General features: G+C 40.8%; 17 protein-coding genes, 2 tRNA genes and 1 pseudogene. 2 read left to right on the top strand and 18 right to left on the bottom strand.

All coding sequences use genetic code 11. The annotated features are described in order from the left end of the window. Positions 1 to 99: 99 nt before the first annotated feature. From QGT46_RS08205 to QGT46_RS08190, 4 genes and pseudogenes are all read right to left on the bottom strand, one after another. Positions 100 to 255: pseudogene (locus QGT46_RS08205) on the bottom strand (helix-turn-helix transcriptional regulator); the annotation flags it as partial. 62 nt (positions 256 to 317) lie between these two features. Further along, positions 318 to 749, bottom strand: a complete 432-nt coding sequence (locus tag QGT46_RS08200; RefSeq protein ID WP_301590327.1) for a SufBD protein — start codon at positions 747 to 749, stop codon at positions 318 to 320. Positions 750 to 1,198: 449 nt separating this feature from the next. Further along, a tRNA-Leu gene (locus tag QGT46_RS08195) sits at positions 1,199 to 1,285 on the bottom strand. Positions 1,286 to 1,288: 3 nt separating this feature from the next. Then, positions 1,289 to 1,370, bottom strand: a tRNA-Tyr gene (locus QGT46_RS08190). Positions 1,371 to 1,515: 145 nt separating this feature from the next. Between QGT46_RS08190 and QGT46_RS08185 the strand changes: the two genes are divergently transcribed. Further along, complete coding sequence (locus QGT46_RS08185) at positions 1,516 to 2,775, top strand: dicarboxylate/amino acid:cation symporter (RefSeq protein ID WP_301590325.1); 1,260 nt, start codon at positions 1,516 to 1,518, stop codon at positions 2,773 to 2,775. Between the two features lie 71 nt (positions 2,776 to 2,846). Here QGT46_RS08185 and ftsH read toward each other — a convergent pair whose 3' ends face one another. From ftsH to QGT46_RS08165, 4 genes are read right to left on the bottom strand one after another with little or no spacing between them, the layout of a single operon-like run. Further along, on the bottom strand, positions 2,847 to 4,676 hold the full coding sequence (gene ftsH, locus QGT46_RS08180; RefSeq protein ID WP_024728678.1) for an ATP-dependent zinc metalloprotease FtsH: 1,830 nt from the start codon (positions 4,674 to 4,676) through the stop codon (positions 2,847 to 2,849). Positions 4,677 to 4,694: 18 nt separating this feature from the next. After that, positions 4,695 to 5,219, bottom strand: coding sequence for a hypoxanthine phosphoribosyltransferase (hpt, locus tag QGT46_RS08175; protein WP_024728679.1), 525 nt, complete (start codon positions 5,217 to 5,219; stop codon positions 4,695 to 4,697). Positions 5,220 to 5,235: 16 nt separating this feature from the next. Next, positions 5,236 to 6,549, bottom strand: a complete 1,314-nt coding sequence (tilS, locus tag QGT46_RS08170; protein ID WP_301590322.1) for a tRNA lysidine(34) synthetase TilS — start codon at positions 6,547 to 6,549, stop codon at positions 5,236 to 5,238. A 31-nt stretch (positions 6,550 to 6,580) separates the two neighbouring features. Next, positions 6,581 to 7,978 carry a SpoIIE family protein phosphatase gene (locus QGT46_RS08165; RefSeq protein ID WP_024728680.1) on the bottom strand — a complete coding sequence of 466 codons (1,398 nt, stop codon included), beginning with the start codon at positions 7,976 to 7,978 and terminating at the stop codon, positions 6,581 to 6,583. Positions 7,979 to 8,129: 151 nt separating this feature from the next. On the opposite strand from QGT46_RS08165, the gene QGT46_RS08160 reads away from it, so the two are divergent. Then, positions 8,130 to 8,810 carry a Crp/Fnr family transcriptional regulator gene (locus tag QGT46_RS08160; RefSeq protein ID WP_148460287.1) on the top strand — a complete coding sequence of 227 codons (681 nt, stop codon included), beginning with the start codon at positions 8,130 to 8,132 and terminating at the stop codon, positions 8,808 to 8,810. Positions 8,811 to 8,858: 48 nt separating this feature from the next. On the opposite strand, the gene QGT46_RS08155 is transcribed toward QGT46_RS08160, so the two are convergent. The 10 genes from QGT46_RS08155 to QGT46_RS08110 all read right to left on the bottom strand — a co-directional run bounded on the left by QGT46_RS08155 (position 8,859) and on the right by QGT46_RS08110 (position 18,397). Continuing rightward, complete coding sequence (locus QGT46_RS08155; protein WP_301590315.1) at positions 8,859 to 11,333, bottom strand: DsrE/DsrF/DrsH-like family protein; 2,475 nt, start codon at positions 11,331 to 11,333, stop codon at positions 8,859 to 8,861. Between the two features lie 145 nt (positions 11,334 to 11,478). Then, on the bottom strand, positions 11,479 to 12,006 hold the full coding sequence (locus tag QGT46_RS08150; protein ID WP_301590313.1) for a hypothetical protein: 528 nt from the start codon (positions 12,004 to 12,006) through the stop codon (positions 11,479 to 11,481). 763 nt (positions 12,007 to 12,769) lie between these two features. After that, entirely contained in the window at positions 12,770 to 13,120 is a 351-nt protein-coding gene (locus tag QGT46_RS08145) for a DUF5412 family protein (protein WP_301590311.1), read from the bottom strand. A 259-nt stretch (positions 13,121 to 13,379) separates the two neighbouring features. Beyond that, on the bottom strand, positions 13,380 to 13,904 hold the full coding sequence (locus QGT46_RS08140; protein WP_301590309.1) for a hypothetical protein: 525 nt from the start codon (positions 13,902 to 13,904) through the stop codon (positions 13,380 to 13,382). Between the two features lie 63 nt (positions 13,905 to 13,967). After that, positions 13,968 to 14,195 carry a hypothetical protein gene (locus QGT46_RS08135; protein WP_024728686.1) on the bottom strand — a complete coding sequence of 76 codons (228 nt, stop codon included), beginning with the start codon at positions 14,193 to 14,195 and terminating at the stop codon, positions 13,968 to 13,970. Between the two features lie 95 nt (positions 14,196 to 14,290). Further along, entirely contained in the window at positions 14,291 to 14,464 is a 174-nt protein-coding gene (locus QGT46_RS08130; RefSeq protein ID WP_301590307.1) for a hypothetical protein, read from the bottom strand. 157 nt (positions 14,465 to 14,621) lie between these two features. Then, complete coding sequence (locus QGT46_RS08125) at positions 14,622 to 15,395, bottom strand: ankyrin repeat domain-containing protein (RefSeq protein WP_301590305.1); 774 nt, start codon at positions 15,393 to 15,395, stop codon at positions 14,622 to 14,624. A 1-nt stretch (position 15,396) separates the two neighbouring features. Further along, entirely contained in the window at positions 15,397 to 16,428 is a 1,032-nt protein-coding gene (locus QGT46_RS08120; protein WP_301590303.1) for a hypothetical protein, read from the bottom strand. Positions 16,429 to 16,480: 52 nt separating this feature from the next. Continuing rightward, a complete protein-coding gene (locus QGT46_RS08115; protein WP_148460417.1) occupies positions 16,481 to 16,969 on the bottom strand; it encodes a hypothetical protein in 489 nt (162 codons plus the stop codon). A gap of 342 nt (positions 16,970 to 17,311) precedes the next feature. Then, on the bottom strand, positions 17,312 to 18,397 hold the full coding sequence (locus QGT46_RS08110; RefSeq protein ID WP_301590300.1) for an RHS repeat-associated core domain-containing protein: 1,086 nt from the start codon (positions 18,395 to 18,397) through the stop codon (positions 17,312 to 17,314). Between the last annotated feature and the right edge of the window lie 185 nt (positions 18,398 to 18,582).

The raw sequence follows: 18,582 nt of genomic DNA, 5'->3' as shown, positions 1-18,582 counted from the left end.
CAAGGCATAGCTTCCTCTATGTCCAACGTTTATGCCCTTTTTTGCCAAATCTCTATTCCTGCACGATATTCAGTTTTCAAATTTCAGTTAGAATCTCATTCATTGAGATTCCGAGAAGTTATGATGGTCAAGACTAATGTTATATAAATTGCTCATTTTAACGACACTCACAATATCAGGGTATGTTTTTTCATTTTCCCAGTTAGAAATTGTTTGTCTACTTACATCGAGTGCTTCCGCAACTTGTTCTTGTGTAAGATTTGCTTTGTCAAAATGCTTTTACATCGTTATCTATTCATCATTCCCACCGTCAAATTCTAATCTGCAAGTATCTTCTCTGTTTCCGCAATATCCCTTTCAATTAGCGGACGCATACTGTCTTTATACTTGGATAAATCAGCACTGCGTAAAGCTGATAGTATCATCGGGATATATTGGCGTTTTGTCTGCCCTATTTGCCTAAGTGCCTTGATACATTGTCTTGCTGTAATTGGCTTTTCGTCTGTAATATGAGATAGGAAGTCAGAAATAATCAAATCAAAACGCTTTTCATCATCCCATTGGACATTTGCCGCAAGAATATACAGCACTCTATTTCTTACCAACGATTTCGGATGATTGATCAGGGAGGCAAAATCATCAAAATATTCATACCACTCGTCTGTCTCCTTACTTTCTGATATGATTTTATCTGCAATCGCACAAGCGTACTTATCGTCTTTTGATGTCAGCTTCGCTATAATATCCAATTACATCACCTCCGTAAATTCATATTTGTGTCTTATCAGACTTCAAATTTATTTAACTTTCATTATTCACAATATAACTCTGTTTTTAAAAATGCACAAGAAAAACAAAGTATAATTAATAATTCTTTATGTTATATAGTGAGGTGCTACATAGTTAATCTAATTTACAAATACACAAATTCAAAGACAAAATCAACAGAAACAAGTCATAAAATCCCTTCTATAATGTTTCAACTGTCTTTGACGGAAACAAGCCCACAACCTCAGTTATTTAATGGGACACAGCGAGGCAGCAACCACGCTTCACTATCTGCGAAACGTCAATAGAAGGGATAATGATATGCTTGCTTTTCAAAAACTTGGGATTTCATCATAAGGTATTCAAACTTTTTGAAGCAAAAAAATAAGAGAAACGCTGTAAATTCAACATTTCTCCTACTTTTACTTAATGCCGTTGACCGGAATCGAACCGGTACGGGAGTATAAGTCCCGCAGGATTTTAAGTCCTGTGCGTCTGCCAGTTCCGCCACAACGGCTGATGGTGGGAGAAGGATTCGAACCTTCGAAGGCGTTGCCAACAGATTTACAGTCTGCCCCCTTTGGCCACTCGGGAATCCCACCGCGTTCCTGACAATTTAGAATTATACTGTATGAAATATGAAAATGCAAGTACTTTTTGAGAATTCCGATGAATCCCATTGTTTTTTCCGCCCTTTTCCTTTAAAATATTTCGTGGCTATACTACAAATTTAGGAGAAAAGAAAGTATGAATACAAAAAAACAAAAAAAGAGATTATCCTTGACCGTGATGATCCTGACGGCTCTATTCTTAGGTATCCTGTCCGGTCTTCTGCTTCAGAGTCATCCGAAGATCGCTGAGAATTACATTCAGCCTTTCGGAACTATTTTCCTGAACCTGATCAAAATGATCGTCGTCCCTGTAGTCCTGTTCTCCATCATTCAGGGAGTCGTCTCTCTCCAGGACATCAAAAAGGTAGGTTCCATCGGAGGAAAGACCATCTGCTTTTACATCGTTACCACGGCGTTTGCGGTTACATTCGGTCTGCTGTTCGCAAATGTACTTAACGTGGGAGGCGGCTACGTGATGAACAGTTCTTCTCTGGAGGCATATGAAGGTGCCACCAAGGCCCCTTCCCTTATAGAAACACTTGTAAATATCTTTCCGTCAAATGCAGTCGAGCCTTTAGTCAGTGCCACAATGCTCCAGGTTATTGTCATCGCACTGTTTTTCGGATTCGGCATCATCATTGCCGGTGACAAAGGAAAACCTGCGGCAGACCTTGTGGAGAGTCTCTCAGAAGTCTGCATCAACATCATGGGCCTCATCATCAATCTTTCGCCGATTGGCGTGTTCGCACTGATCACTCCGGTCGTGGCCACAAATGGTCCGTCCGTACTGCTTCCTCTTCTGAAATTGATCGGAGTAGCCTATCTTGCCAGCATCGTGCATATGGTTGTAGTTTATTCAAGCGCGGTCAAAGGATTCAGCGGCATCAGCCCACTCAGATTCTTCAAGGAACAAAGCCCGGCCATGCTCTTTGCATTTTCCAGTGCCAGCAGTGTGGGAACTCTGCCGTTTAACTATGAATGTACAGAAAAGCTTGGTGCCAGAAAAGAGATCGCAAGCTTCGTCCTGCCTCTGGGTGCTACGATCAACATGGACGGAACCGCTATTTACCAGGGGGTCAGCGCTATTTTCATCGCTCAGATTTTTGGAATGCATCTGACTTTAACCCAGCAGCTGATGGTCATTCTGACTACGACCCTGGCTTCCATAGGCACCGCAGGAGTTCCGGGGTCCGGCGTTATCATGCTTGCCATGGTGCTCCAGAGTGTCGGTCTTCCTTTAGAGGGAATCGCCCTCGTAGCAGGAGTCGACCGTATCCTTGATATGGCAAGAACCACAGTCAATATCACCGGGGATGCAGCCTGCACTATCTGTGTGGATGCCATGGAAAAACGGAAAGAAGCACGGAGAAAAGTAGACATCTCCAACAATCTTTAAATTCCTATCCAGCAGGATTTATCCATATTCGTGCAAAAAAACTGCCACACCTTTTTAGTGCGGCAGTTTTTTTACGCTTCTGTCCCCTCGAACAAGGTTTCAAATTCACTCTGATTGATTCGTTCTTTTTCCAATAACAGTTTTGCACAGCTGTGGAGTACTTCCATATGCTCTTCAATGATCGCCCTGGCTTTCTTATAACAGTCATCCACGATGTCTTTCACTTCCTCATCGATAATGGTTGCCACCCGCTCTCCGTACGGACGGGGCTGGCCGATTTCTTTTCCGAGGAAGACTTCATCCCCTTCACCGCTATCGTAATTGATCAGACCGAGCCGGTCTGACATGCCGTACTCAGTGACCATAGATCTGGCAAGCTGGGTAACCTGCTTGATATCCTGGGAGGCACCGGTCGTGATATCTTCAAAGATCAGCTCTTCTGCGATCCTCCCTCCGAGACTTACCATGATATTATGCAGCATTTTATTTTTTGTATTAAAGATATTGTCGTTTTCAGGGAGCGGCATCGTATATCCCGCCGCCCCAACGCCGGTCGGTATGATGGAAACCGTATAGACCGGTCCCATATCCGGGAGCACGTGAAACAGGATCGCATGGCCTGCCTCGTGGTAAGCCGTAATCCTCCGCTCGCTCTCAGGGACAACACGGCTCTTTTTCTCTGTGCCGATTCCCACTTTGATAAAGGATTTGTCGATATCTTCTTTTACAATGTATCCGCGGTTATTTTTAGCCGCCTGAATGGCCGCTTCGTTCATCAGGTTTTCCAGATCTGCGCCCACGAATCCCGCCGTCGTCCTGGCGATCTCGTGGAGATCCACATCATCGCCCAGAGGTTTCTTCTTGGCATGGATCTTTAAAATGTCCTCTCTTCCCTTGACATCCGGCCTTCCCACGCCGACCTTCCGGTCAAACCTGCCCGGACGGAGAATCGCCGGGTCGAGGATATCCACACGGTTCGTAGCTGCGATGACAATAATGCCTTCATTGACGCCGAAACCGTCCATCTCCACAAGCATCTGGTTCAAGGTCTGTTCTCTCTCGTCATGTCCGCCGCCCAGGCCGGAACCTCTCCGTCTGGCCACCGCATCGATCTCGTCGATAAAAATGATACAAGGTGCGTTCTTCTTAGCCTCTGCAAACAGGTCTCTGACCCTGGCAGCCCCGACGCCGACAAACATCTCAACGAAATCAGAACCTGAAATGCTGAAAAACGGGACATTTGCCTCTCCGGCCACGGCTTTTGCTATCAGTGTCTTACCTGTTCCCGGAGGTCCTACTAAGAGGACTCCCTTTGGGATTCTTGCCCCGATACCGATAAACTTCTTCGGATCTTTTAAGAAATCCACCACTTCTTCCAGTTCCTCTTTTTCCTCGGTAAGACCCGCCACATCGTCAAATGTAACTTTCGGGCCGTCCGGATTTGCCATCTTGGCACGGCTCTTTCCGAAATCCATCATTTTTCCGCCGCCGCCATTCTGCTTCATCATCATGATCAGGAAAAATACAAGAATTCCCACCATCAAAAGGTTCGGAAGCAGGGTCGTGATCCAGTCTCCGCTCCGGTCGATCGGCTTCACTACCATTTTTTTATAGAGATTCGGGTATTTATCCTCGATCTCTTTTACCGCCGCGTCAACGTCAGTGATATTACAGTTTTTATACACTTCATTCTTTAATTCTACCGTCATAGTGCCGGTTGGGACCTCTTTATTCTGCTTCATGGTGATCCCCACAACCTGCCCCGCTTTTGCGTCCTGACGGAATTGTGCGTAATTATAATTGTCCTCGGTGCTGTTCATCATTCTGGAAAAATAAATAATCCCCAGACATAAAATGACTGCAAGGAACAAAAAATTGCTGTTTCCTCTTCTTGGGTTCAACTTACTGTCTCCTCTCTGCTATTCTTCTGCGACTCCGATATATGGAAGATTCCTGTAATTTTGTGCAAAATCCAGGCCGTAGCCCACGACAAACTCATCCGGCACGTCAAAACCTGTGTATGCCACTTCCACATCCACCTCCCGGCGCTCCGGTTTATTCAAAAGCGTACAGATACGGAGGCTCCTGGGCTTCCTGCTCAAAAGCATTGGCTTTAAGTGGTTCAGTGTTTTCCCGGAATCAATAATATCTTCCACGATCAGAACTTCTTTATCCTCGATCGGTTCATCCAGATCCTTGGCAATCTTTACGATACCGGAAGACTCTCTGGAATCCCCGTAGCTGGACACGGACATAAAATCAATCGTTACCGGGACTGTGATCCTCTTGGCCAGCTCACACGCAAAAAAGACGCCGCCTTTTAAGATCGCGATCAAATGTACTTCCTTCCCCGCATAATCTTTGCTGATCTGGTCCCCCATCTCCTTGATTCTCTTATCCACAGCTTCTTCTGAGATCAACTCTCTAATCTCTGCTTGTTCCATATTTAATGTTTTCCTCCTAATTGTATTCCAATCTTAAATATCTTTTGGTTTTTTCAGAAACCTTATAAAACTCGCTCAGGCGGCGACCGATGATCCATATGATCCGGTTTCCGTCTGCCGCAAGCGGTATCCGGTCCCGCTCTTCTCTCGGAATTTTCTGGTCAATAAAATACCGGCTCAAAGACTTGCTCTTTCCATCTTTTGAAAATACAAAAAAGTCTCCCGGCTTTCTGTACCTCAGTTGGATGTCTTTGTCTATTTTATCATAATCAATGATTTTGGTAAAATCTTTTTCATCCATTTTTTCAAACCGGTTTGTCTCCGTCAGGACCAGCTGTCCCACAGCCGCTTTTTCTGCTGTTGTCTGCTTAGCCTCCACCAAGAGTCCTCCGTATGTTTTCTTTCCAGTAAGTCCATATGGAAGATCAATGGATTTCCCGGTTTCCCTGAAAGCCAGATCACAGAAACTCTGGATATGGATCTTCTCAATATCCTTTTTTCTGCCTGCGGTCTGTTCTATGGCCTGTTTTGCCAAAAGTCTCCTGATCGGCTCCGATTCCTTCAGAAACCGGCCTGTATCGATGAGACATCCCTTTTCATCCTGCTTTACACAGGCTTTCCACGCCTCAGACAACTGCTGTTCCAAATAACGGCTCCACTCTTCTATTTCTTCGGACAGTGAAAATATATGTTCCACAGCCCTTGAATTGACTTCTGTGAGCACCGGAATGACCTGATTGCGGATCTTATTCCTGGCAAACGTATTATCTTCATTACTGGCGTCCTCCATCCAGCTTTGGCCCTTTTCTTTTAAATACTTAAGGATTTCCGTTTTCTTAAGGCACAAAAGCGGCCGGATCACATCTCCCCGGACGGCTTCCATCCCTTTCAGACCCTGTATTCCGGTCCCCCTGGACATCCGGTAAAGAATTGTCTCCGCCTGGTCATTCTGGTGATGAGCCACTGCAATTTTTCCGCCTCCGTGCATATCCAGAACTTTTTGAAAGCATCGGTAGCGGATTATCCGTCCTGCCTCTTCCAGAGACATGGATTCTTTTTCAGCCATGCCTTGCACATCTTCCGAAAAAGTTATCCACGGCACCTTCAGTCTCCGGCATAAGTTTTCCACAAATTCCTGGTCTTTGAAAGCTTCCCTGCGGATACCGTGATTGACGTGGACAGCATGCAATTCAAGTCCATACTCCTGCTTAAGCTCACATAAAAGCAGGAGCAGGCACACAGAGTCTGCTCCTCCGGAGACTCCCACAGCGATGAAATCTCCCTGGCTGATCATATGATGTTTTTTTATAAACCTTAGTACTTTATCCATATCAATACTTTATCATTCCCAATCCAAGGATTCAATACTTATCCCAAATCCCGAGACCAATCATCGTCATGTCATCCTTTTTTTCGTATCCCTCGGTCTTTTCGATCTTCTCCATCAGTTCATCCACAAATCCCTGCGGACGTGTCGTGTGGATCTGCTTCATATACTCCATCAGCAGTTCCACTCCTTTTTCGCCCATGGAGTCGATGATGCCGTCGCTGACCTGTAAAATGAAATCTTCCGCCTCCAGCTTCTTCCGGTGTATAGGCAGTGACTTTTCCTTTAAAACACCTACCGGCAGACTGGGAAGCTGCACCATTTCCACCTGTCCCTTCCGCTTCAGGAAACATGGGCAGGCACCCAGCTTCAGAAAGCTTCCGATCCCCGCGTGCAGGTCAATCTGCAGATAATCAAGGGTCGAATAGCGCTCCTTCTCCGGCCAGAATACAAAAATAGACTGCAGAAGCTGGACGGCTCTTTTCTCATCCAAGCCTACCTCCAGAAGTTCCTCCAGTGTCTCAATAACCGCTTTACTGTCCCTGTTTGCAGCGGTTCCTGTGCCCATGCCGTCGGAGATCATAGAGACAAACCTGTGATTTCCCACAGTCCCCATAGAAAAATTATCCCCATTTTTCATATCTTCTTTCTCTGCCCTGGAAATCACCCCTGTCAGCACATGAAATTTTGTAGCCGCCTGCACCCCCATCATTTCATAGTTCTCCCCGATGGCCTGCTTACCGTTGGGCAGCGGCTGAAGTTTTTCCTGGAGAATGACCGACAGCCACCGGGCTACTTCTTTGGTCGTTACCTCCCTGCCCTTCTGGGCTTTTAAAAACAGGTAAATCTGCTTTCCCCTCATGTCATCTTCATATATATAAACCTTTTTCACTCTCAGATGATGGGCTTTCAGCCCTTTCTCAATAACTTCCTGCATCGGGCGGACTCCGAACAGCTGATATTTCTGGGCCGAGAAGCTTCTGAACATCCTTCCGGCCTCTATGTACTGTTCCCCGATCATCCTGCGCATTTCGATAAACCGCTGTTCACAGGCATACAAAAAAAGCTCCCTTTCATAGATCGTATTGATCTCTTCCACCCACTCCTTCTCTCGCTGGCATTTGCAGACAGAGCGGATATTCTGCACACTGAGGCCTCCCTGCTTCTCCAGAAGTTCCCCCAGCTTGTCCCTGTCATCCAGCGTCAGCCGGCACTTATCTTTTTCCCGGCACAGCATACATTCTTTTAAAATCGTACTCTCTATGATTGTTCTTCCGGTCTTTTTTTCCAAGTCTTCATCCTGCTCTGCACACATCCGCTTTCCGATTGTAGTGAGGCAGTGCTCCATCTGTTTCATATTATATGATATGATATCTTCCAGCTCATTGAAAAATATCTCTTCTACTGGTTCTTTTTTCTTTATAATCGGCATCCTGGACCCTCCTTCAGCTTCTAATTATACAAGGATCTTGTGTCATAATTTGCTGAAACGAATCTAAGGGACCGATTTCCATGCAAACAGCTCTTGTTATTTCTCTTTGGGACAGCTAAAATATATGAAAAGTATTAATTGGAGGTATAGAATGGAGCATGCAGATGAAATCATCCCTATCTTAAAGTCGTCCCTTCCTTTTTGGGAGCACCTGAAAGAAACAGAAAAGAAGACTCTCTCCCAGTGGTCTCAGCTTGTCCGCTACGAAAAAGGAGGGATCATCCGGTGCCAGAACTGTGAATGTACCGGCGTGCTGATCATCAAAAGCGGAAGTGTGCGGACTTTCATGCTCTCAGAAGAAGGAAAAGAGATCACTCTGTACCGTCTGGAACAGGGAGATGTCTGTGTCCTTTCTGCTTCCTGCGTACTGTCTGCCATCACTTTTGAAGTACAAATGGAGGCGGTAACAGAAAGTGAAATCATACAGATCAGCGCAGGAGCATATTCGGAAATCGTTGACCGGAATATCTATGCGGAAGCATTTACCTATAAGCAGGCCACCGAGCGTTTTTCCGATGTGATGTGGACCATGCAGCAGATTTTGTTCATGAGTTTCGATCAGAGGCTTGCGATCTTTCTCCTGGATGAGAGCGGAAAAACGGGTTCTGACGACATCCATATGACTCACGAACAGATTGCCAAATACACCGGAAGCGCCAGGGAGGTTGTAAGCCGTATGTTGAAATACTTTTCATCGGAAGGTTTGGTAAAACTGTCCAGAGGCGGAGTCACAATCCTTGATAAAAAGGGCTTAAAACAGCTGATCAGCTGAAATAAAATGCAGCAAACGGACAGATACCGTTTTGCTGCATTTTGCTGCTTAGATAAAAAGGTTTACATCAGAATTCTCCGCATCTCCCAAATAGGAGGCTACACCTGCGAATTCCACACCGTCGATGATCTCTTCTTTCCTGATACCCATCACATCCATGGACATGGTACAGGCCACCAGCTTCACACCGTTTTCAATGGCCTGTTTCATGAGATTTTCAAGAGTTTCCACATTTTTCTCTCTCATGACCCTCTTCATCATCTTTGTTCCCATACCGCCCATGTTCATTTTTGATAGTTTGAGCTTCCTGCTTCCTCTCGGCATCATGACTCCGAACATCTTTTCCACAACTGATTTTTTTACCCGCTGTTTTTCTGATTTCCTCAGAATGTTCAGCCCCCAGAAGGTAAAAAACATTGTGACCGGCCTGCCCATGGCTGCGGCACCGTTGGCGATAATAAAGGAAGCGAGGGCCTTATCCATATCTCCGCTGAACACGACCATCGTTTTGCCCTGCCCGCCGTTTGTGTCAGCGGCTGCCGCACACAGTTCCTGCCCTTCTTTTCCTTTTTTTATAAAGACTACATTTTGTTTTCCGTCCCGCTCCTTCTTTACTAACGTATTTCCTGTTCTCTGGCACCAGGATTCAATATCCCTTGGGAATCCCATGTCTGTGGCCGCCACTTTGACCGTCTCTCCATCCTCCATGGATTCTAAAGTCTCGTGAACCTTCATGATCGGCCCCGGACACTGCAGACCGCAGCAGTCAACAAGCCTTACTTCTTTTGGCTCTGCCTCTGCTGCTTTCAGCTGTTTTTCTTCCCGGCAGGCAGATGGCTCTCCGTCTTTGTAGTGCATAGACTGATAAAAACTCGTTCCTCCTTCCAGCACCTTTACATCTGAAAAACCATTCTGCTTAAGGATTCTGGCTGCGTTGTAGGAACGGACTCCAACTGCACAGTAAGTTACGATAAGCCGGTCCTTCGGCAGTTCAGCCATTCTCTGCCTCAGCTGCCCCAGCGGAATGTGAACAGAGCCCGGAATATGGAATACCATCCGCTCCATCTCTTCGGTTACATCCAAAATGGTTAAGTCCTTCTCCCAGCCTTCTGTTTCGATCCTGTCATCCAGTTCCCGGCAGCTCATGAAGGAGACCATCTTCTCCAAAACATTCTCTGCCGTAAAGCCGAGCATATTTACCGGATCTTTCGCTGAAGAATAAGGAGGAGCATAGGCGAGTTCCAGTTCTTCCAGATCATAGATTGTATTTCCGGAGCGTATGGCGCCTGCGAGCACGTCGATCCGTTTATCCACACCTTCCTGCCCCACTGCCTGTGCGCCAAGAATGTTTCCATCAAGGTCAAACAACAGCTTTAATGTAACCGGAACAGCACCAAGGTAATATCCCGCATGGGATTTTTGATTGATCAGTACAGTTTCATAGTCCTTCCCCCGGACCTTCCCCTTACGGATCAGCGTTTTTTCATTGACCCCTGCTGCCGCGGCTGTCAGGTCAAATACCTGGACAACTGAAGTCCCAAGAGTTCCCTTATATTTCTTCTGTTCTCCTGCAATATTATCCGCACAGATCCTTCCCTGTTTGTTGGCCGGTCCGGCTAAAGGGATCATTGCAGGTTCTTTCAGTACATAGTTTTCAACCTCTATGACATCGCCTACCGCATATATATTCTCTTCGGAAGTCCGGAGCATCTCATCCGTTAAAATACCGCCCCTGGCGTTAAGTTTCAAACCCGCTTTCCTCGCAAGCTCACTGTTTGGACGCACTCCTATGGACAGCAGGACCATATCTGTCTGTAATACCTTCCCGCTGTTCAGCGCAATAAACGTTTTCCCGTCTTTATATTCAAAAGATGCCACGCCATCTCCCAGTATCAGGCTGACACCGTTCATTTCTATGTTTTCATGAAGAAGCTGGGCCATCTCGAAATCCAGAGGGGCCATGACCTGGTCCTGCATCTCCACAATGCTCACCTCAAGTCCAGCCCTGTTAAGATTCTCCGCCATCTCAAGGCCGATGAATCCGCCGCCGATTACCGCTGCTGTCTTCGGCTTTTTTGTCTCTATGACTTTCTTTATTCTGTCTGTGTCCGGAACCGTCCAAAGAGTATAAATATCCGGTCCGTCAATGCCAGGAATCGGAGGCACGACCGGAGAGGAGCCTGTGGCGATCACCAGATAATCGTAGCTCTCCTCATACGCTCTGCCCTCCTTTAAATCTTTTATGGTCACTGTCTGATCTTCCGGGTTAATTTTCACAGCTTCATTCCGCACTCTGACATCTACGTTAAATTTCTTTTTCATGGCCTCCGGAGTCTGAAGAAGCAGAGACTCCCTGTTTTTGATCACATCCCCTACATGATACGGAAGCCCGCAGTTGGCATAGGAAATATATTCACTCCGTTCCAGAAGAACAATTTCCATGCTCTCATCTTTTCTCCGAAGTCGGGCCGCTGTCGTTGCCCCGCCTGCCACACCGCCGATGATCACTGTTTTTTTCCTCATATTTTCCACCTCATATTTTTTAAAATATCATATCTGGTGTTATCATATCTGAAATGAAGTGATCATTCTGTGACCATGTCACACAGGAAAATATTATTCATGTCTGAAATCATAGACATCTTTATGGATGTCCAGTGTTTTTCCGTTAATTATCTATTTTTAACATATGATAGAAATCATCTTTATCATCTGGATAACCACAAAATAACAAGTCATCTACTACAAGCAAAGCATACCAATCATTATTTGGCATTTTAATCTTTTGTTCCTGCTCAGAATCCAAGTGATAGATTTGTATATGCCTTTCCTCTGAGCTATCCCAATGAGTATTATATCCAACAATCATAGAGGAGTTATAAACAAACTCATAAGAATTGTCGGAAAAACCATGTTGTATTTTGTCTTTCTTATGATCTCTATATTGGTATAATCTCACCTTACCATCCTCACCCCAGCAAATATAATATACTTTCCCTTGATTCTCTACAATTCCCTTATATAGAACTATATTATCCTCATACTGCAGTTTATTTTTCCATGCTTGTCCTCGTACAATCTTACTCTTTCGAGTCTTTAAATCAACCTTATTTATTCCTACCTCCCCATGTTCTATATAATATAAATTGTCCCCAGAAAAACATGGCTTTCTTATATCTTCTGCAATCTTTTCCATTTTCTTGTTCTTAGGAAAGAATCGAAAAATAGTATTACCTTCATCACCTTCGGCTAACAAGTATATTTCATTGTTATATAATTTAATTCCATGGATCCACTCTATCTCTTTTTTATCTTTTGCAGAAAGAAGTTTTTAAATGTTTTTTCCATTCAGATCACTTTTAAAAACACAATTATTATGAACGTAATATAAACTGTCTTTTGATAATTCCAATCCGCCTTCACTAACATTCCACCCTCAGACTGTATACAATCGACCTCCTTTTGGAGGCGGTTGTCTATGTCTCCCCAAAGTCCTCATAACGATAAGACACATCCGCTTTTCCATCGTCTTTCAGAAGATTGGTCGTACTGCTGTGGACATCCTTGTTATATACGTAATACGCAGCATCCAGAACTATCCTCAAGAATCAGAAGGTGAACGTGACTGCTTTTATATTGTCTTTGTGCTGCAACACATCAGAAAACTAAAGATATTTCCTATATCAAGCCAGAGATCAGCACTCACAATAATAGTAATATTAACAACAACAGCAGTAATATAATCCAGAGCTGAGGGATATATCTATCTCCTAGCTTTGGATTATGCTGTCCACCTAAAACTTTCAACCCTCATATGCCGATACATTTTTAATGCAGATAAATTTATCCGTAGTTTAAATATAAAATATATAATTCCATTTAAAAACCCATAGCACGGTGTTTAATACCATGCTATGGATAATCTTATGTTGTAGATCCTTTTATCAAATATTTTGTCTTTACTCATGTCTAAAGTCGTATACATCTTTGTGAATATTTAATTTCTTTCCATTTATTCTGATTTTATTATCTGACAGCCATTTTATATCTGCCTCTTCACAGTGATATTCAAAGTATATATTTTTCTTTTTATTTTTTATTGTATCTTCAATTTCTACAATAACAGAAAAATCTACTGTAGCATTATCCTGCCCATGAAACGCATTAGCAATATATTGGCCATTCGGAGATTTTACACTTTTAAACATCTTTCCCTTTGGAACGGCCTGAGTATCAAGAGTAAAATGATATATACCCCACCCGATACTGGCTAACACAATAATAAATATAAATACCTTTTTCTTTTTCATTTATTACACTCTTACACAAACTAGTTTAAAAGCAAACTTTAAATAATTTGTCATCTATAAAAATAATAATTATCCTCATTAACTTTAATTTTTCTTATTTTAAAGCTTCTTGGATAATCTTTAAACCCTTCGACTGATGACCGATACTTTTTCATTATGATTCTTGCCTTTTTCCAACTGCTAAAATAGCCTATCAATTTAATATCTCCGTCGTGGTTATGCATTAACTGATATATATACATATTTACACCCCATTCTATTAATCTATAATCATCCATTTTTCATTTTGAATGTTATAATTTGTTTTCAAATAAGAAGATATCATATCTATACTTTTTGTCTTCTGTTCTACCCTTTTATGCTCTTTATTGATACAATACATCCATCCTGTTAACTTATTTTTCAGAAGTATACATTGTTCCATCAGTTGATAAAAATGAATAGTTCCTGTAAACAGCTCTTGTTGATTTCCTGTTTTATCGTTCAAAATAATTTTTATAACATGATCTTCAAATTTTTCTAATGTAAACCCATCTCCTAAATCTATATAATAATTTGAAACATCATCTATAAAAAATCCCTCTGCCCAGAAACTATTTTCAACATTTAACTCATGTTCACTTATAAACAATGCTTCTCTCTTACCTTTAAATCTAGGCTGTTCTGCAAATTTCTCTAATCCTTTCTGAGCAAGTTCATATGAAGAATATACTGCAATAAAAGTCTCGTCATCATTTTCAGGATTTTCATCCCAATAGTAAAATGTCAATTCATAAATTGTCATTCCTATCACCCCACCTTCATTTGACTCTATTCTCCCCCTTGTTTTCCTCTCTTTTCATCTCCTTTAATATAAATCCTCATCAGTGATAAAACCTTCTTTCCATTCCGGTTCATTTAATTTGTACTCATCAATATAAAACTCATGTTCATGTGTAATAAATCTGGGATGCTTTTTAAACTTTTCTCTCGCCTCTTCAGCCAGTTCCAATGAAGAATACACTGCAATTGTTACTTCATCCTCCTCATCATTTTCTTCTTCCTGATACCAAAAACTTAGTTCATAAACATTCATATCCCTATACCTTTTTGTATTTACTAACCTAAATGCAGTTTGCTCCTCGCCTGAAATGTTTTTGTTCTTCTGATAGTGATAAACTCAATATGACTTCATTTTTCTTTTTTACCAGCCTTCTTCATTTTTTTAAATATACAGTATATAACAAATAAAATAGCACTAATAAGAATTAGGCAAATAATTAATGACATGGCCTGAACAAATATATCTACTATAAGCTCTTTATCAAACTTTGCTATTTGTGTATTACGAATTTCTTGATACAAGATTATGACCTCCTTATAAATAATTTTATTCTCACTAAAAAGAATGAAATTTGCCTTTATTTGTATAGTAAAATAATCTTCAATTTATCATAAAACCTACAAATTTATTCATACCATTTGTAGGTTTTATGATTACATTAAGCCCCTAAAATCTGGTTTATAAGAATTCTAAATTCCAAATACATCCTGCTTTTTTCGCTATTTCTTTGCATTCTCTTCCTTTAGAATCTTTTTTATGAATATCTCCTCCATGTCTTTTTAAATACGTAACAATTTTTGAACTTTCTCTTCCGGATGCCATATGCATTGATGTATAGGAATAATCTTCTGTCTTATCGTTTAAATGTCGATTTACATTAGCACCGTTTTCTACAAAGTACTTTACCATTGATAAATCTCCAATATTTATTGATTCCTGGAGAAGCTCCTCTTTTCTGACTACCCCTTTTGTTTTTTTGCTTTCTATTATCTTCTTAACTACATCACCTTTTCCAATCCATATTAGAGATTTAAGATTAGACTCCGAAGCATATAAACCTCGTTTACAAAAAGTCCAGGCTTTATCTGGTGAATCCAGACAGACACTGTCCAAGATATTATCGCCATCTTCCTGTACATAAATTGAATAATCCTTATGAAGTAAATATTGAAATGTCTCCATATCAGAGTTTTCATAAGCATGAAATACTTCCAAATCCGTAGGTTTGTATCCAAGCTTTTGAATTGCTCTAAAAGACTTTTTATTACCTAACGCACAAATAAAACTCCATATAACACATTCTCCGTCCTCCCGGTTCTGTGTATAGTCCACCTTACCATCTCTTATCAAAATTTCAGCATTACTATATGATCCGCCAAGAATTGCAAATGAAACAGAATCTGCCTTATAAAAATCCGTTTGATTATTTCCCTCTAAATTTTGCTGTAACAAATTATATATCTAATTTTAGAATATGACCAAACTCTCCATTATCATCAAGATAAGTACAAACTACCAGATTATCTACCACAAACTCAGCCGACCAAGTATCATTCGGCATTTTAATCTTCTTTTCTTGTTTAGAATCTAAGTTATAGATTTGAATATACCTTTCTTCCGAGGTATCCCAATGGGTGTTAAATCCAACAATAATGGATGAATTATAAACAAAATCATCCGAATTATCAGAAAAGCCATGTTGTATTGTGTCTTTCCCGTGATCTATATATTGGTATAGTTTCACCTTGCCATCTTTACCCCTACAAATATAATATACTTTCCCTTCATTCTCCACAATCCCCTTATATCGGACTAAATCATCCTCATATTGCAATTTGTTTTTCCATACTTGTCCACGTATAATCCTACATTTTAAAGTCTTTAAATTAACCTTATTTATTCCCACTTCCCCATGTTCTGTATAATACAGATTGTTTCCAGAAAAGCATGGATTCCTTATATCTTCTGCGACTTTTTCAAGTTTTTTGCTTTTGGGGTAGAATCGAAAAATACTGTTATCCGATTCACCATCGGCCAACAAGTATATTCCATTGTTATATATTTTAATTCCATTAATCCATTCTGCTTCCTTCTTATCCTTTGCAAAAATAAGTCGTTGAATGTTTTTTCCATTCAAATCACTTTTAAAAACACAATTATTATGAACGTAATATAAACTGTCTTTTGATAATTCCAATCCACCTTCACTTTGTACTTTCGACTTTTTCTCCGGTCTAAAAATTGTAATTCTTTTATGATTCTTCTTGTTAATTCGAATGATTTCCTGATTTTCCGTTTCATAAAAAACAAACTGATCATTTTGAACGATTGTAGATGAATATGCTGAATCATAAGCTAATGCTAATTTGTCATTCTTTAAATCGAACATATCTGATAAATGTTCTTTTTCCCTCTGACACCCTACAAAAGTTAAACTAATTATTAATGAAAATAAGATATTGCTTTTATATCTTAATCTTTTCATATCAATACCTCTTACTTCTTTTTTCATCATTCACCATTGTTTCAAATACTTTTTACTTAAAATAACTCCATATCTTTCTTATTGTGGGCCCGCCATAGCGAATCTCTGGTTTTAAAACAGCACTTTTTGATGTTTTTCCTTCCATCCAATTTATTTTTAAAATAACTTCAGGAATATCGACACCTCCAAATTCCCACACTAGATAATATTTCTCCTTATTTTCATTAATAAATCGATCTTTTGTTATTGAATCGCCTTTTCCATTAACTCTTGGTTTTATTTTACCTCCGTATTTTTGAGCATCACCATTGTAATTTATTTTTACATCTATTACTCCGATATCTCCTGTTTTATTTCCTTCATAATATAAATCTCCAGTCCAATCTCCCCCTTCATAAACAATGTACCCATACAATCTCCATTTTCCATCGCTGCTTTCCGCATAACAATATGGGTATTTTTTTAAATCCTGTATATATATTACTACGCATATTCCTAGAATAAAAATTATTCCGATAATCAAAGATTTCTTTTTAATCATATGATTTTAACTCCTTTAAGTTTAAATTAAGCAACTTTCTGCAATTTAACATACATTTATAATTTATTTGTATACGAATTCTACAGAAAGTTGCTTTATATAAAATTACATGATACTCAAATTACACAAGAGCGCTATCTGCTATATTTCACCATAAATAAATTATATTTTTTAATTATTCTTACATAATTTATCTTATTCTTATAATTCGATATCCATTTTGATTTTTTATACTATTTATTGACTTTGCTTTATGTTTATTAGAATGTCCCGCATATTTCCATTTTCCTTTAGAACCACGTGAAATAATTATAGAATGATGCCAACCGTTCTTACGTTCTCTTAACTGTACAACATCTCCTTTTTTCGCTTTTCTTTGTAATATTTTTTAGAACTACAAAATATAATTTTTGCTCCATGTTTCTTCCAATAAGTATAAAAATCTTTAACCGCTGTCCAAGAACTTGATTCTTTCCAATAGGTTGGTGGACCATAGTTACCATGATACTCTTGGCGCTTTATAGAATACCAATAGCTTGTAGTTCTAGAAATACGACGACGATAAAAAAGAAAAAGTGGTTTCTTCATACTTTTACCACCTGCATGTACACATTGTGAAACAAAATTCGTGCAATCACCTTGTCCAGTATGATTAGCATATTGAGGATTAAATTTCATTCCCCATTTGTATGCATAGTTTGCTGCTTTACTTGGTGAATACTTATGTCCACTGGGATCTACATAATTTATCGGATTATCCGCACAATACGCATACAAGTGATGTGTATCCGGCTCGTTTGTCTCCCCACGATAAGTATCCTCAGATAAAAACCTTCCATCCTCCGGATTATAATACCGTGCATTCAGATAATAAAGCCCCGTTGTCTCATCATATCGTCCGCCAGTATAACAAGTCTCGTTTCCGGATGTATTTTCTCCAACACTTGTTGTCTCCCCAAAGTCCTCATAACGATAAGACACATCCGCTTTTCCATTATCTCTCACAAGATTGGTCGTACTTCCCTGAACATCCTTGTTATACACATAATACGCAGCATCATTGCCTGTGTATCTCTGGGTTCCTATCACATTCCCATCAGTTTCCAAAAGATCCTGAGACGTCTGCTCTCCTTTTCCATCAGTCGTATAAGAGGCCACGCCATCCTGATAATAATAGTTGGTCGTCTGATCTCCTTCCACTCTCTGGATTCTCTGCCCGTCTCCATTATAGCGGTTTTGCTGCACAATGGCATTCTTTCCGTCTTTGTTGACAGAGACTTCGGTCAGCCGGTTCTCCGCATCATAGGTACGGTAAAGGATCTCCCCTGTTGTTCCATTGGTCTGTCCGATCTCATTTCCGTTCTTGTCATAGACATACTGCTTATTCTCTTGTACGGTACCATCTTTCCATGTGGTCGAAGTTTTCACCTTTGATCACAGACAGCCAGCCGTCACTGGTGTAATGATAAGCCGTTTTTGTATTTCCACTGATCTGGAAATCTAACATTTCTATGAGGTGGTCATTGTCGCCATAACTTTATTCTGTTTTCAAAAATCGACGACCTGCTCAGGAACATTAAGTCTACTAATCAATAAATCTTAGTATGTCTACA

Source organism: Anaerostipes faecis (assembly GCF_910574135.1).
GTDB classification, from domain to species: Bacteria; Bacillota; Clostridia; order Lachnospirales; family Lachnospiraceae; genus Anaerostipes; species Anaerostipes hominis.
Note: the sequence above shows the minus strand (reverse complement) of the source record. Positions and strands in the feature narration are given on the sequence as shown.